This is a genomic window from Stenotrophomonas sp. YJH_SMC_131 (assembly GCF_059367975.1).
In genome coordinates, this window is record NZ_JCAFRJ010000003.1 from 222,184 (window position 1) to 236,339 (window position 14,156).

10 protein-coding genes are annotated in these 14,156 nt (G+C 69.2%); 5 read left to right on the forward strand and 5 right to left on the reverse strand.

Going from position 1 to position 14,156, the window contains the following annotated elements; all coding sequences use genetic code 11:
* Positions 1 to 117: 117 nt before the first annotated feature.
* A complete protein-coding gene (gene purL / locus AC5P56_RS08430; protein ID WP_140222906.1) occupies positions 118 to 4,002 on the reverse strand; it encodes a phosphoribosylformylglycinamidine synthase in 3,885 nt (1,294 codons plus the stop codon).
* Positions 4,003 to 4,832: 830 nt separating this feature from the next.
* Between purL and AC5P56_RS08435 the strand changes: the two genes are divergently transcribed.
* Complete coding sequence (locus tag AC5P56_RS08435; RefSeq protein ID WP_197575588.1) at positions 4,833 to 6,932, forward strand: glycosyl hydrolase family 18 protein; 2,100 nt, start codon at positions 4,833 to 4,835, stop codon at positions 6,930 to 6,932.
* A gap of 121 nt (positions 6,933 to 7,053) precedes the next feature.
* On the opposite strand, the gene AC5P56_RS08440 is transcribed toward AC5P56_RS08435, so the two are convergent.
* Both AC5P56_RS08440 and xerD read right to left on the reverse strand, forming a co-directional pair.
* A complete protein-coding gene (locus AC5P56_RS08440) occupies positions 7,054 to 7,839 on the reverse strand; it encodes a thioredoxin fold domain-containing protein (protein WP_014645882.1) in 786 nt (261 codons plus the stop codon).
* 100 nt (positions 7,840 to 7,939) lie between these two features.
* Positions 7,940 to 8,917 carry a site-specific tyrosine recombinase XerD gene (gene xerD, locus AC5P56_RS08445; protein WP_046428433.1) on the reverse strand — a complete coding sequence of 326 codons (978 nt, stop codon included), beginning with the start codon at positions 8,915 to 8,917 and terminating at the stop codon, positions 7,940 to 7,942.
* Between the two features lie 56 nt (positions 8,918 to 8,973).
* On the opposite strand from xerD, the gene AC5P56_RS08450 reads away from it, so the two are divergent.
* Positions 8,974 to 9,465, forward strand: a complete 492-nt coding sequence (locus AC5P56_RS08450) for an RDD family protein (RefSeq protein WP_100449377.1) — start codon at positions 8,974 to 8,976, stop codon at positions 9,463 to 9,465.
* A 179-nt stretch (positions 9,466 to 9,644) separates the two neighbouring features.
* On the opposite strand, the gene lptG is transcribed toward AC5P56_RS08450, so the two are convergent.
* Both lptG and lptF read right to left on the reverse strand, forming a co-directional pair.
* Positions 9,645 to 10,751 carry an LPS export ABC transporter permease LptG gene (gene lptG, locus AC5P56_RS08455; protein WP_032962258.1) on the reverse strand — a complete coding sequence of 369 codons (1,107 nt, stop codon included), beginning with the start codon at positions 10,749 to 10,751 and terminating at the stop codon, positions 9,645 to 9,647.
* A complete protein-coding gene (lptF, locus tag AC5P56_RS08460; protein WP_075076731.1) occupies positions 10,748 to 11,830 on the reverse strand; it encodes an LPS export ABC transporter permease LptF in 1,083 nt (360 codons plus the stop codon). The genes lptG and lptF overlap by 4 nt, the downstream gene beginning before the upstream one ends.
* 104 nt (positions 11,831 to 11,934) lie before the next feature.
* Between lptF and AC5P56_RS08465 the strand changes: the two genes are divergently transcribed.
* The 3 genes from AC5P56_RS08465 to AC5P56_RS08475 all read left to right on the forward strand — a co-directional run bounded on the left by AC5P56_RS08465 (position 11,935) and on the right by AC5P56_RS08475 (position 14,132).
* The gene (locus AC5P56_RS08465; RefSeq protein ID WP_069118015.1) at positions 11,935 to 13,413 is read left to right on the forward strand and encodes a leucyl aminopeptidase; all 1,479 of its coding nucleotides are present in this window, start codon (positions 11,935 to 11,937) and stop codon (positions 13,411 to 13,413) included.
* An 82-nt stretch (positions 13,414 to 13,495) separates the two neighbouring features.
* On the forward strand, positions 13,496 to 13,921 hold the full coding sequence (locus tag AC5P56_RS08470) for a DNA polymerase III subunit chi (RefSeq protein ID WP_014645876.1): 426 nt from the start codon (positions 13,496 to 13,498) through the stop codon (positions 13,919 to 13,921).
* 19 nt (positions 13,922 to 13,940) lie between these two features.
* Positions 13,941 to 14,132, forward strand: coding sequence for a YqaE/Pmp3 family membrane protein (locus tag AC5P56_RS08475; protein ID WP_014035920.1), 192 nt, complete (start codon positions 13,941 to 13,943; stop codon positions 14,130 to 14,132).
* Positions 14,133 to 14,156: the final 24 nt, after the last annotated feature.

Sequence of the window (14,156 nt, forward strand, 5' to 3'; positions counted from 1 at the left end):
AAACGGATGTAACTAGCGGCCAGATCAGCAATTTCACGCACACAAAGAAAAACCCGCCGACAAAGCGGCGGGTTTTTCCATACGCGGTGGCATTGCGGCCTGCGCGGAACGATGCGATCAGCCGCACCACACCCGCGCGTTGCGGAACATGCGCATCCACGGCGAATCACCCTGCCATTCAGCCGGTGCCCAGCTCAGGTTGAGCGCGCGCGGGGTGCGCTCCGGGTGCGGCATCATGATGGTGACGCGGCCGTCGGTGCTGGTCAGGCCGGTGATGCCGTCCGGCGAACCGTTCGGGTTCAGCGGGTACTGGCTGGCGACGTTGCCATGGCCATCGATGTAGCGCAGCGAGACGCGGGCGGCAGCCTGGTCGACGGCGTTGTCGAACACGGCCTGGCCTTCGCCGTGCGCCACCGCTACCGGCAGGCGCGAGCCGGCCATGCCACGCAGCAGGATCGACGGCGATTCCACCACTTCCAGCAGCGCGGTGCGGGCTTCGAACTGCTCGCTGGCATTGCGGCGGAACTGCGGCCAGTGTCCGGCACCGGGGATGATGTTCTTGAGCTGGCTCATCATCTGGCAGCCGTTGCACACGCCCAGCGCGAAGCTGTCTTCGCGCGCGAAGAACGCGGCGAAGGCATCACGCAGCGCACTGCGCTCCAGGATCGAGGTGGCCCAGCCACGGCCGGCACCGAGCACATCGCCGTAGCTGAAGCCGCCGCAGGCGACCAGGCCGGTGAAATCCTGCAGCGCCACGCGGCCTTCGATCAGGTCGCTCATGTGCACGTCGAAGGCGCGGAAGCCGGCACGTTCGAAGGCGTTGGCCATTTCGATCTGGCCGTTGACGCCCTGCTCGCGCAGCACCGCCACGCGCGGACGCGCACCGGTGCTGATGAACGGTGCCGCCACATCCTCGTTCAGGTCGAAGCTGAGCTTGGGCTTCAGGCCCGGTGCGTTGAAGGCACGGGCGACCTCGCGCTCGGCATCGGCGTTGGCCGGGTTGTCGCGGCGCTTCTGCATCGCGTGGGTGACCGACCACCAGGCGTCGAACAGTGCGTCCCAACGCCATTCGGCCAGGTTCTCGCCACCCAGCGACACGCGCACCACCGGCGCGGTGGTCGGCTTGGCGATGCGCTGTGCGCATTCGGTCAGTGCGTGGCGTTCGACCAGGTCGGCGAACGCAGCGCGGTCTTCGCGCGCGATCTGCACCACCGCACCCAGTTCTTCGTTGAACAGGCTGCGGAACGGATCATCGCCCCAGGCATCGAGCGTGATGTCCAGGCCAAGGCGCGAAGTGAAGGCCATTTCGCACAGCGCGGCGAAGGCACCACCGTCGCTGCGGTCGTGGTAGGCCAGCAGCAGGCCAGACTGGCGCGCATCGCGGATCAGCTCGAAGAAGCCACGCAGGCGCTGCGGATCGTCCAGGTCCGGAGCGGCACCGGCGAAGGCCGGCAGATCGCCATGGTCGGCGTGCACCTGGGCCAGGATCGAACCGCCCAGGCGCTGCTTGCCGGCACCCAGGCCGATCAGCCACAGCTCGCTGTCCACGTCGCGGTCGAGCAGCGGGGTCAGCTGCTGGCGCACGTCGGCGACCGGCGCGAACGCCGAGATCACCAGCGACACCGGCGACACGCTCTTGTGCGCTTCGCCCTGGTCGTGCCACTGCGCCTGCATCGACAGCGAGTCCTTGCCCACCGGGATGCTGATGTCCAGCTGCGGGCACAGTTCCATGCCCACCGCCTTCACCGCGTCGTACAGCAGTGCGTCTTCGCCCGGATGGCCGGCCGCGGCCATCCAGTTCGCCGACAGCTTGATTTCATCCAGCGCATCGACCGGGGCCGCGCACAGGTTGGTCAGCGCTTCGCCCACCGCCATGCGTGCCGACGCAGCGGCGTCGAGCAGGGCCAGCGGGGTGCGCTCGCCGATCGACATCGCTTCGCCGGCCACGCCATCGAAGTCGGCCAGGGTGATCGCCACGTCGGCCACCGGCAGCTGCCACGGGCCGACCATCTGCTCACGCGCGGTCAGGCCGCCGACGCTGCGGTCACCGATGGTGACCAGGAAGTTCTTCGAGGCGACGGTCGGGTGCGCGAGCACGCGCAGGCCGGCTTCCTGCAGGTCCAGGCCGCCGGTCTTCAGCGCCGGCCAGCGCGGTGCCGGCGGGTGCGCGGTGTCGCGGTGCATCTTCGGCGGCTTGCCGAACAGCACGTCCATCGGCAGGTCGATCGGCGCATCGGCCGGGGTGTGGCCCGGCACGGCACCGTAGGCCACCACCAGGTGCTCCTCGGCGGTGGCCACGCCAACGGCAGCGAACGGGCAGCGCTCGCGGGCGCACAGCGCGGCGAACTCGGCCAGGCGCTCCTGGGCCACGCCCAGCACGTAGCGCTCCTGCGACTCGTTGCACCACAGCTGCATCGGCGACAGCGACGGATCATCGGTGGGCACCTTGCCCAGGTCGATGACACCGCCGACCTTGGAGTCGTGCAGCAGTTCGGGGATGGCATTGGACAGGCCACCGGCACCGACGTCGTGGAAGAACTTGATCGGGTTGTTGGCGCCCATCGCCACGCAGCGGTCGATGACCTCCTGGCAGCGGCGCTCCATTTCCGGGTTGTCGCGCTGCACGCTGGCAAAGTCCAGGTCCTCGGCGCTCTCGCCGGAGGCCACCGAACTGGCCGCGCCGCCGCCCAGGCCGATCAGCATCGCCGGCCCGCCGAGCACGATGACCGCATCACCGGCCTGCAGCGGGATCTTGTCGACCTGCACGCGATCGATCGCGCCGAGGCCGCCGGCCAGCATGATCGGCTTGTCGTATGCACGCACCAGATCGGCGCCTTCGGGCAGCTCGAAGCTGCGGAAGTAGCCGAGCAGGTTCGGGCGGCCGAATTCGTTGTTGAACGCGGCGCCGCCGAGCGGGCCGTCGGTCATGATTTCCAGCGCCGGCGCCATGCGCGGGTTCAGCGCGCGCGGCGCTTCCCACGGCTGCGGCAGCTCGGGGATGCGCAGGTGCGAGACCGAGAAGCCGGTCAGGCCCGCCTTCGGCTTGCCGCCACGGCCGGTCGCGCCCTCGTCGCGGATCTCGCCACCGGCACCGGTCGAGGCACCCGGGAACGGCGCGATCGCGGTCGGATGGTTGTGCGTTTCCACCTTGATCTGGAACGCGCTGGGCACCTGCGGCTCGCGGCGGTATTCGCCACTGGCCGGATCGGGGCGATAGCGCGAGGCCGGATGGCCTTCGATCACCGCGGCATTGTCGCTGTACGCGCTGAGCGTGTGCTGCGGAGTCTGCTGGTGGGTGTTCTTGATCATCCGGAACAGCGAGCGGTCCTGCTCCTGGCCGTCGATGGTCCAGCTGGCGTTGAAGATCTTGTGGCGGCAGTGCTCGGAATTGGCCTGCGCGAACATCATCAGTTCCACGTCCGACGGCGACCGGCCCAGCGCAGTGAAACGCTCGCGCAGGTAGTCGATCTCGTCCTGGGCCATGGCCAGGCCGAGGCGCTGGTTGGCGGCCTCCAGCTGGTCCACCGGCACGCGCTCCAGTTCACCCCGGGCCGGTGCCGAGAACAGCGCCTGGCCCTGTTCCACGGTCTCCAGCACCGACTGCGTCATCGGGTCGTGCAGCGCCTTGACCAGCGCCTGCTGGGCGGCGGCATCGGCCGGCCAGCCCTGCACGTCGATGCGCAGGCCACGTTCGACCCGGCTGACCGGCTGGCCGGCACCGCGGACCAGTTCGGTGGCCTTGCTCGACCACGGCGACAGCGTGCCCAGGCGCGGCACCACGATGCGGCTGACCGCGCCGTCGGCCACGGCTTCGGCCTGCGGCGCCGCTTCGAGGATGCGGCACAGGGTGGTCAGGTCGGGGGCGGCGCTGCCTTCGGGCTGCACGAAATAGACGTGCCAGGCACCGCTGATGCGCAGGGAGGGAGCGATGGACTGCAGGCGGGATTCAAGACGTTCGCGGCGGAACGGCGACAGGGCGGGCGCGCCCTCGAGGACCATCATGTCCGGGGAACCGTAGTTGGGAAACGGGCCCGACATTGTACCGGAAGCGGGGGATGGGCTCTGGCCGGGCGGCGCCCGGCACCCGCCGAGGCCAGGGCAGCGGCAACGGCAATGGCAACGGCAATGGCCCAAGCAAAAGCTGGGTTCCCGTGGGATGGCGGGGTGGTGGGGGCCAGCAGGACACGCCGTAAACCCGTCCATGGGGGCTCGATGGCGCCATCCATGGCGCCAACGGTCCTGCTGGCCCCCACCACCCCGCCCCCGACAGTTTCCCGCGATGTGCGGTGGATCCACGCCATGCGTGGAGGCTCTGCGGTAGTGCCGGCCGCTGGCCGGCAACCAGGGAACATCAGAAATCAGGCATTGGAGAGCGCAGCGACCGGCTTCTGCTTTTGATTTTGATTTTTTGTTCTGTCTTTCGTGGCTGGCTGCGCAGGAACCTGTCAGAGGCCGGGTGGGTGGGGTCAGGCGGGGTGTCCGCGGCATGGATGCCGCGGCCAAGCCCCCAGGGACGGGTTCACGGCGTCCCCGCCTGACCCCACCCACCCGGCCAAACCCATGAATTCGCGCCCGACCAGCCACGAGGGGGCTCCGCCGATGGCCGCCGACCGCGCGCAGCGCCGCTCTCCGCCCGAATCCCGGAACCATGCGCTTGCTCACGGATTGACCACGCGATTGATGACAACGTTGTCCCCACCTGGCGCCGGACTCTCTCCCCGGCCCCCCAGGTACCCCGTCCGCCCCCTCCGTCGCCTTCCCGGGCGACGCCCGGACCTGCGTCACGCGCGGCGCCATCGGGGCCCGCGCGCCCTTTGATCGGAGACTTACCCATGTACGACCCGATTGTGCGCAGTGCCGAACGTTCGACCCGAAGCTGTCGTCCCCGCCACCTGGCCTGGCTGCTTGCCCTGGCCGCCGGTACCGCCGCCCTGCCCGGCCTGGCGCAGGCTGCCAGCTGTGCCGGCGTGGCCCAGTGGGACCAGGCCAGGATCTACCGGGCCGGCGATACCCTGCAGAAAGGAGGCGTCCTCTATCGGGCGAACCAGGACATCTGGAACGCGCCGCCGGACCATCCGGCCGGTGCGCCCTACTACACCAACCTTGGTGCCTGCGATGGCAGCGGCAGCAACCAGCCGCCGGTGGTCAGCCTGACCTCGCCGGCCAACGGCGCCACCTTCAGCGCCGGCAGCACGGTCAACGTGACCGCTACCGCCAGTGACCCGGACGGCAGCGTCGCCAAGGTCGAGTTCTTCCGCGACGGCAGCTCGCTGGGCGTGGCCACCGGTGCGCCGTATGCGGCCAGCTGGGCCAATGCCAGCGCCGGCAGCCACACCCTGCGCGCGGTCGCCACCGACAACAACAACGCCACCACCAGCACCCCGACCATCACCATCACCGTCAACGCCGCCGGTGGCGATACCACCGCACCGAGCGTGCCGGGCGGGCTGGCGGCCGGAACGCGCACCGCCAGCAGCATCGCGCTCAGCTGGAGCCCGTCCACCGACAACACCGGTGGCAGCGGCCTGGCCGGCTATGACGTGTACCGTAACGGCAGCCTGGTCGGTTCGCCGTCCAGTGCCAGCTATGTGGATGGCGGGCTGACCGCATCGACCACCTACCGCTACCGCGTGCGGGCCCGCGACAACGCCGGCAATGCGTCGGCACAGGGTACCGAAATCAGCGCCACCACGCTGGCCGGTGACGGCGGCACCACCGGCAAGCGGGTCATCGGTTACTTCACCCAGTGGGGCATCTACGGCCGCAACTACCGGGTCAAGAACATCGACAGCAGCGGCTCGGCCGCACGCCTGACCCACATCAACTACGCGTTCGGCAACGTGCGCAACAACCGATGCGAAGTCGGCATCACCCAGCCGTCGGATCCGAACAGCGGTGCCGGTGGCGATGCCTTCGCCGACTACACCAAGGCCTTCAGTGCCGCCGAGAGCGTCAGCGGCAGTGCCGATACCTGGGACCAGCCGCTGCGCGGCAACTGGAACCAGCTCAAGCAGCTCAAGGCCAAATACCCGGGCATGAAGGTGCTGATCTCGCTGGGTGGCTGGACCTGGTCGCGCGGCTTCTCCAGCGCAGCGCGCCCGGAAAACCGCCAGGCCTTCGTCGCCTCGTGCATCGACGCCTACATCAAGGGCAACCTGCCGGTGACCGACGGTGCCGGCGGTGCCGGTGCCGCGCTGGGCGTGTTCGACGGCATCGACATCGACTGGGAATACCCGGTGGCCTGTGGCATCGAATGCGGCAAGCCGGAAGACAACGCCAACTTCACCGCGCTGATGGCCGAGTTCCGCCGCCAGCTCGATGCGGTGCGGCCGGGCCTGTTGCTGACGGTGGCGGTGGGTGCCGGCATCGACAAGATCCGTGTCACCGATCCGGCCGCATACCACCCGTACCTGGACTACATCAACGTGATGACCTACGACTTCCACGGCGCGTGGGATGCGAAGACCAATCACCAGTCGGCGCTGTTCGATTCGCCGAATGATCCGTCCACCGGCGACCAGAAGCTGTACAACAGCAACGACGCCATCGAGGCCTTCATCAGCCGTGGCGTGCCCGCCGCCAAGCTCAACCTGGGCATTGGCTACTACGGGCGTGGCTGGACGGGTGTGGCCAACGCCAACAACGGCCTGTACCAGACCGCGACCGGCGCCGCCCCGGGTACGTATGAAGCCGGCATCGAGGACTGGAAGGTGCTGAAGAACCTGGCGTGGCCGGGCTACACCGACAACACCGCCGGTGCCACCTGGATCTACAACGGCAGCACGCTGTGGAGCTTCGACACCCCGGCCAACATCACCCGCAAGATGGGTTACGTGAAGACCCAGGGCCTGGGCGGCGCGTTCGTCTGGGAGTTCAGCGGTGACGATGCGCAGGGCACGCTGACCAAGGCGGTCAGTGATGGCCTGAAGTAAGCAAAAGGCCGGGGATGCGACACGCATCCCCGGCTTCCTGCCTGTAGAGCCGAGCCCATGCTCGGCTGCTGTTTCCGCAGCCGAGCATGGGCTCGGCTCTACAGAAAAAGACCAGCGACGATCAGCGCTTGGCCGACAGCTTCTCCAGCGCGGCACGCAGCTGCGCCGGCGGCAGGTAGCCGCCCAGCTGGGTGCCATCCGGCGCGAAGATCGCCGGCGTTCCATTCACGCCCAGCTGCTGGCCCAGCGCGTACTGCATCGCCACCGGGTTGGTGCAGTTCCTGGCCGGCACGCTGCCACCGCGCTTGGCGTTGGTCAGGGCCTGGCGACGATCCGCTGCACACCAGACCGAGATCATGTCGGTGTAGTCCTTGCTGCCCAGGCCCATGCGCGGAAACGCCAGGTACTCGACGGTGATGCCGTTGCGGTTGAGTTCGGCGATGTCCTGGTGCAGCTTGCGGCAGTAACCACACTCGATGTCGGTGAACACGCTGATGGTGTACTTGGCGTTCGGCGCGGCAAACACGATGCGATCGCCGTGGTTGGCCTTGGCCAGCAGGCCGCGGCGGTAACCAAGCAGGCCCTCGCTGTTGGCCGGGCCCTTGGCGCGGGTGTCGTAAGGCTGCGACTGGAACAGGTAGCGGCCGTCATCGGACACGTACAGCAGCTGGCCGGAAACGACGACCTCGCGGAAGCCGGGGAACGGCGCGGCACCGATGTAATCGACCTGGAAACCCGGATTGAGCGCGGTCAACGCGGCACGTACCGCCTGGTCGGCCGGCGCGTTGGCGGCCGGGCTGGCCTTTGCCGCAGCGGCAGCAGGCGCCTTGGCGGCCGGCGGAGCCGGCTGGGCGCAGGCGGTCAGGCTGAGCGCACCGAACACGGCGGCGATGGCAAATCGGAGCATGGAGCGATCCGCAGCAGAAGAAGACCCCGGATTCTGACACAGCCGCCGGTACCGGGCCGCGACGCCCGGCACGGCCCCGGGCAGCGATTCAGCCCGGCGCTCAGCCGCGCGGATGGTGGCGGGCGTGCAGCTTCTGCAGATGCTCGCGCGCTACCAGGGTGTAGATCTGGGTGGTCGACAAGGAACTGTGGCCGAGCAGCATCTGCAGCGCGCGCAGGTCGGCACCGCGGTTGAGCAGATGGGTGGCGAAGCTGTGGCGCAGGCCATGCGGGCTGATCCGCGCCGGGTCGATGCCGGCCACCTGCGCATGGCGCTTGACCAGGTGCCAGAACGCCTGCCGGGTCAGCGCATGCAGCGTCGGCTCGATGAACAACGGGGTCTGACCATCCGCCAGGGCATGCACCTTGCCCTTGCCGACCAGCAGCGGGCGCGACTGCTGCAGGTAACGCTCCAGCCAGTGCTGCGATTCCTCGCCCAGCGGCACCAGCCGCTCCTTGCTGCCCTTGCCGGTGACCCGCAGCACGCCCTGGCGCAGGTTGACCGCCGTGGCCGGCAGCAGCACCAGCTCGCTCACGCGCAGGCCGGCGGCATACATCAGTTCCAGCATGGCGCGATCGCGCAGGCCCAGCGGGCTGTCGATGTCCGGTGCCGCCAGCAGCGCATCGATCTGGCTCTCGGCCAGCGCCTTGGGCAACAGCCGCGGCAGCTTCGGGGGGTCGAGCAGCGCACTGGGATCTTCGCTGCGTTCGCCACGGCGCACGCCATCGGCAAAGAACGCCCGCAGCGCCGACAGCAGGCGCGCGTTGCTGCGCGGCGACCAGCCGTGGCGGGTGCGCCAGGCCAGGTAGTCGAACAGCCCGGGACGTTCGATGCCGGCCAGGCCACCGTCGCGTCCATCCATCCAGCGCGCCAGCCCTTCCAGGTCGCGCCGGTAGCTGTCCAGGGTGGCGCGGGCCAGGCCGTTCTCGGCCCAGATCGCATCGAGGAAGCGCTGGATGCGCACACTGTCGTCGGCGCGCAGCTCGGGCAGTTGCTGGACCAGCTGGCGGCGTTCGGCGGGGGTGGAAACAAGGGCCATGCATGCAGGATACGAGGGCCACTGCGGGCACGGCCAGCTTTGCGTATGCTCGGCGCATGTCCCGCCCTGCCACCGACACGGCCCCTGCGGCCGCTACCGAAACGCCCCGTCCGCGCGCGCTGCTGCCCTGGCGCATGCTGGCGATGGTCTACGACGCGCTGCCGGTGCTGGCGCTGTGGATGCTGGCCGGCACGCTGTTCACCCTCGCCTACACCTTCAGCGGCCACGCGCAGCGCGAGAACATCGCACCGTTCAGCGCTTGGCAGTGGCTGCTGTGGGCGGTGTGCTGGGCGATCACGGGGTGGTATGCCACGGCCAGCTGGCGCCGCGGCGGGCAGACGCTGGGCATGCGGCCGTGGCGGCTGAAACTGCAGTCGCGCGATGGCACGCCGTTGCGGCGCGGCCAGCTGTGGCTGCGCTTCGCGGTGGGGACGCTGTCGCTGCTGCTGGGCGGCCTGGGATTCTGGTGGGCCTGGGTCGACCGCCAACGCCTGACCTGGCACGACCGCGCCAGCGGCACCCGCCTGGTGCGCATGCCCAAGCGGTGATGCACGATCTGTAGAGCCGAGCCCATGCTCGGCTGGCAGGCGGTGCGCAAAAAGCAGCCGAGCATGGGCTCGGCTCTACAGAATCCAGCACGCTGGGCCGGGATGCTGGTGGTCGTGGTACGGATGCCGAAGCGGTGGATTGCCCCGGTAGCGCCGGGCATGGCCCCGCGCTACCAGAATCAGCCCGACTTGCGCCGGAACAACAGTCCGGACACGGCCAGCATGACGATCGGCGGCAGCGCATAGGCAATGCGGTAATCGAACTTCAGCGCACCGGCCATGCGGCCGAAGAACAGCTGCAGCAGCCAGAAGCCCAGTGCAAACAGGATGCCCAGGAACAGGCGCTTGCCCATGCCGCCGCTACGCAGCGACCCGAACGCGAACGGCACCGCGGCCAGGCACAGCGCCAGCACGTTCACCGGGTAGAACCAGCGGCTCCAGTAAACATCCTCGAAATCGCGCGCATCCAGCCCGTTGCGCTGGCGATAGGCAATGCTGGTACTCAGCTCGGCCACGCTGAGGTTTCGCGGCTTGGCGATGCCGGTGGCCAGCGCCGCCGGATCCAGCTTCGAGTTCCACGGCTCACGCGCCACTTCCTGGCGGGTGGCCGAGCGCTCGCCGAAGGTGTCGCGACGCACCCCGGTCAGCACCCAACCGTCCTTGTCGTGCTCGGCGGTGGCGGCATGGGTCAACGAGGCGATATTGCCGTCTTCGGCGATCCGGTACAGGCGCACGTCACGCAGGATCAGCCGCGTGCCCTTGTCGCCCACCAGCTGTTCCTCGCCGCTCTGGGCGTTGAGGAAGGTGTCGCCTTCGCGTGCCCATAGGCCGGAGTAGCGGGTGGTGGAGATGTCCCGCCCCCACTTGGCACTGGCCTTCAATGCATCGGCACGGTCCTGTCCCCACGGGCCCAGCGTCTCGGCGCTGAGCACCATCACTGCGGTCAGCAGCGACAGCGCGATCGCCACCGACACGCTCAGGCGCTTGCGCGACAGGCCCAGCGCACGCAGTGCGGTCAGCTCCGAGGTCGCGGCCAGCTGGCCCAGGCCCATCAGCGCGCCGATCACCGCGGCGGTCGGGAACATCGTGTAGGCGCGGCGCGGCACCGTGTACAGCACCCAGGCGGCGGCATGGCCCAGGGTGTAGCCGTTCTTGCCGATGTCCTTGAACTCGCCGGAGAACGCCATCACCACGTCCAGGCCGACCAGCACCGCCCAGGTCAGCAGCACCGTGGTGAACACCGACTGGCCCAGGTACAGATCGAAACGCATCGGGCGCAGCCTCATGCGCGGGCTCCCTTCGAGCGGCCCAGGCGGCCATCACGTGCATACATCCAGATCGCCAGCGCCAGCAGCGGCACGGTCAACCACCACAGGCCGAGCGCGGCCGGAATCTTGCCGTTGGCGATCCAGCCACTGCCGATGAACATCAGGTTGGTGCCCACCATGTAGGCCATCAGGGCCAGCATCATGCGGCCGTAGCGCTGCTGGCGCGGCGAGCTGCGGCCCAGCGGCACGGTCAGCAGGGCGAAGGCCAGCGCGATCAGCGGCGGTGCCAGGCGGCGGTGCAGCTGCGCCTGCGCCGGCGGGCGCTCATCGCCGATCAGCTGCAGGGTCGGCATCAGTTCCGGGTCGTCCTCGGTGCGGGTCTGTGCACCGTCGGGCAGGGCCACGTCGTTGCGGGCAAAGGTCGCCAGCCGGTAATCCAGCGCGCCGGCCACCGGGCCTTCCACCTGGTGGCCATCATCCAGCTCCAGGAAGCGCTGGCGGGTGCCCTCGAAGAACATGCGGCCGCCATTGGCGGACACCACTTCCAGGCGGTCATCCTTCTGGCGCTGCAGGAACACCTTGCCCAGCTGGGTGCCATCGGGCGAGATCGAGGACAGGTACACCACGCCGCCATTCGGCAGCGGGGTGAAGCGGCCCGGCTCCAGGCCGGCCATCAGCACGCTGCGGTTGGCCTCGATGATCATCTGCTCGGCCATCCGGCCGGCCCACGGGCCCAGCCACAGCGAGCAGGCGCCGACCAGCAGCACCACCGGCACCACCAGCATCAGCAGTGGCCGCAGCAGCCGCTTGGGCCCCACGCCAATGGCGGTGATGACCGCCATCTCCGAGTCGCGGTAGAGCCGGGCCACGGCCAGCAGCAGGCCCAGCATCAGCGCCAGCGGCAGGATCAGCGGCAGGTAGGCGATGAACTGCAGGCCCAGCTGGGAGAACAGCAGCTTGGCCGGCAGGCGTCCGTCGGCGATGTTGCCGAGGATGTCCACCAGCACGCCGCCCACGCTGACCACCAGCAGGACGATCAGGGTAGCCAGGAAACTCTGGACGAAATCGCCCAGCAGGTATCGGTCGAGCTTCAGCATGGGGCGGTGGTTTAAACTCTGGGGTTCGTTCGCGGTGCCGCCCAGTCTACTGTCTGGGCGTAAACGGCCTGCGATTGTACGGACTCGCCAATGGAATCTGCTCAATGGCCCTCGAATTCACCCTGAACCACGTTGCTCCGGCCGCCGCCACCGTTGATTGCCTGGTGGTCGGCGCGTATGCCGACCATACCCTGACCCCGGCCGCGCAGGCCCTGGACGCCGCCAGCGGTGGCCGCCTGGCCGCCCTGGCCCAGCGTGGCGACCTGTCCGGCAAGACCGGCGCGACCACCCTGCTGCACGACCTGCCGGGCGTGACCGCGCCGCGCGTGCTGGTGGTCGGCCTCGGCGACGCCGCCCGCTTCGGCGTGCCGCAGTACCTGAAGGCCGTGGGCGACGCGGTGCGCGCGCTGAAGGCCGGCGCCGCCCGCAGCGCGCTGTTCACCCTGTCCGAAGTGGCCATCAAGGACCGCGACGCGGCCTGGGCGATCCGCCAGGCAGTGATCGCCGCCGATCACGCCGCCTACCGCTACACCGCCACCCTGGGCAAGAAGAAGGCCGACGATGCCGGCCTGGCGCAGCTGGCCGTGGCCGGTGACGACGCCCAGGCCCTGGCCCAGGGCCAGGCCATCGCCGCCGGTGTCGAGTTCGCCCGCGAACTGGGCAACCTGCCGCCGAACTACTGCACCCCGGCCCATCTGGCCGAGGTCGGCGTGAAGTTCGCCGGCGAGCACGACGGTGCCGAAGCCGAGATCCTCGACGAGCACCAGATGGAAGCGCTGGGCATGGGCTCGCTGCTGGCCGTGGCCCGCGGTTCGGCCAACCGCCCGCGCCTGGTCGTGCTGAAGTGGAACAATGGCGGCGACGCCAAGCCCTACGTGCTGGTCGGCAAGGGCATCACCTTCGATACCGGTGGCGTCAACCTGAAGACCCAGGGCGGCATCGAAGAGATGAAGTACGACATGTGCGGCGGCGCCAACGTCATCGGCACCTTCGTCGCGGCGGTCAAGGCCAAGCTGCCGCTGAACCTGGTGGTGGTGGTGCCGGCGGTGGAAAACGCCATCGACGGCAACGCCTACCGTCCTTCCGACGTGATCACCTCGATGTCGGGCAAGACCATCGAAGTCGGCAACACCGACGCCGAAGGCCGCCTGATCCTGTGCGACGCGCTGACCTACGCACAGCGCTTCGAGCCGGCCGCGCTGGTCGACGTCGCCACCCTGACCGGTGCCTGCATGGTCGCCCTGGGCCACCAGACCGCCGGCCTGATGAGCAAGCACGACGACCTGGCCAACGAGCTGCTGGCCGCCGGCGAGCACGTGTTCGACCGCGCCTGGCGCCTGCCGCTGTGGGACGAGTACCAGCCGATGCTGGATTCGACCTTCGCCGACGTCTACAACATCGGCGGCCGCTGGGCCGGCGCGATCACCGCCGGCTGCTTCCTGTCGCGCTTCACCGAAGGCCAGCGCTGGGCCCACCTGGACATCGCCGGCGTCGCCAGCGATGAAGGCAAGCGTGGCATGGCCACCGGCCGCCCGGTCGGCCTGCTGAGCCAGTGGCTGCTGGACCAGGTCGCCCGCGCCTGATGCCGTACCCGACCCTGGCCGGCAGACGCCGGCCGGGGCCTCGCCCGGCACTGCCGGGCCCTTGCCTGACCCGGACCCTGCCATGCCCCGCGCCGACTTCTACCTGATCGCCAAGCCCCGCTTCCTGACCGAGCCGTTGCGCCTGGTCTGCGAACTGGCGCGCAAGGCCAACGACGCCGGGCTGTTCACCCTGGTGCTGGCCCGTGACCAGGCCCAGGCCGAGGAACTGGACGAGCTGCTGTGGGCGTTCGACAACGATGCCTACATCCCGCACCAGATTGCCGGCGAAGACATGGACGAGGAAGAGGCCCTGGTGCTGATCGCCGTACCCGGCACCGACGCGCCGGCACGCCCGCTGGTGATCAACCTGCGCGATGAGCCCTGGCTGGGCCAGTGCGAGCGTGTGCTGGAAGTGGTCCCGGCCGATCCGGAAGCGCGCGAACCGCTGCGCGAGCGCTGGCGCCAGTACAAGGCCGCCGGTTACGACCTCAACAAGCACGACATGTGAGCCCGGCGAGGACCCCTTGATGCGCCTGCTGATCGCCCTGATTCTTCCCTGGCTGTCCTTCTTCACCATCGGCCGGCCGCTGGCCGGGATCGTCTGCCTGATCCTGCAGATCACCCTGATCGGCTGGCTGCCCGCCGCCATCTGGGCCGCCTACGCGGTCAGCCAGTACCACACCGACCAGAAGATCCGCCGCGCCCTCGGGTCGCGCTGATCTCCCTTCCGCCTTGATTACCGG

Coding starts and splice junctions, on each gene's coding strand:
- purL (WP_140222906.1), bottom strand. CDS start 4,002: ATGATGGTCCTCGAGGGCGCGCCCGCCCTGTCGCCGTTCCGCCGCGAA.
- AC5P56_RS08435 (WP_197575588.1), top strand. CDS start 4,833: ATGTACGACCCGATTGTGCGCAGTGCCGAACGTTCGACCCGAAGCTGT.
- AC5P56_RS08440 (WP_014645882.1), bottom strand. CDS start 7,839: ATGCTCCGATTTGCCATCGCCGCCGTGTTCGGTGCGCTCAGCCTGACC.
- xerD (WP_046428433.1), bottom strand. CDS start 8,917: ATGGCCCTTGTTTCCACCCCCGCCGAACGCCGCCAGCTGGTCCAGCAA.
- AC5P56_RS08450 (WP_100449377.1), top strand. CDS start 8,974: ATGTCCCGCCCTGCCACCGACACGGCCCCTGCGGCCGCTACCGAAACG.
- lptG (WP_032962258.1), bottom strand. CDS start 10,751: ATGAGGCTGCGCCCGATGCGTTTCGATCTGTACCTGGGCCAGTCGGTG.
- lptF (WP_075076731.1), bottom strand. CDS start 11,830: ATGCTGAAGCTCGACCGATACCTGCTGGGCGATTTCGTCCAGAGTTTC.
- AC5P56_RS08465 (WP_069118015.1), top strand. CDS start 11,935: ATGGCCCTCGAATTCACCCTGAACCACGTTGCTCCGGCCGCCGCCACC.
- AC5P56_RS08470 (WP_014645876.1), top strand. CDS start 13,496: ATGCCCCGCGCCGACTTCTACCTGATCGCCAAGCCCCGCTTCCTGACC.
- AC5P56_RS08475 (WP_014035920.1), top strand. CDS start 13,941: ATGCGCCTGCTGATCGCCCTGATTCTTCCCTGGCTGTCCTTCTTCACC.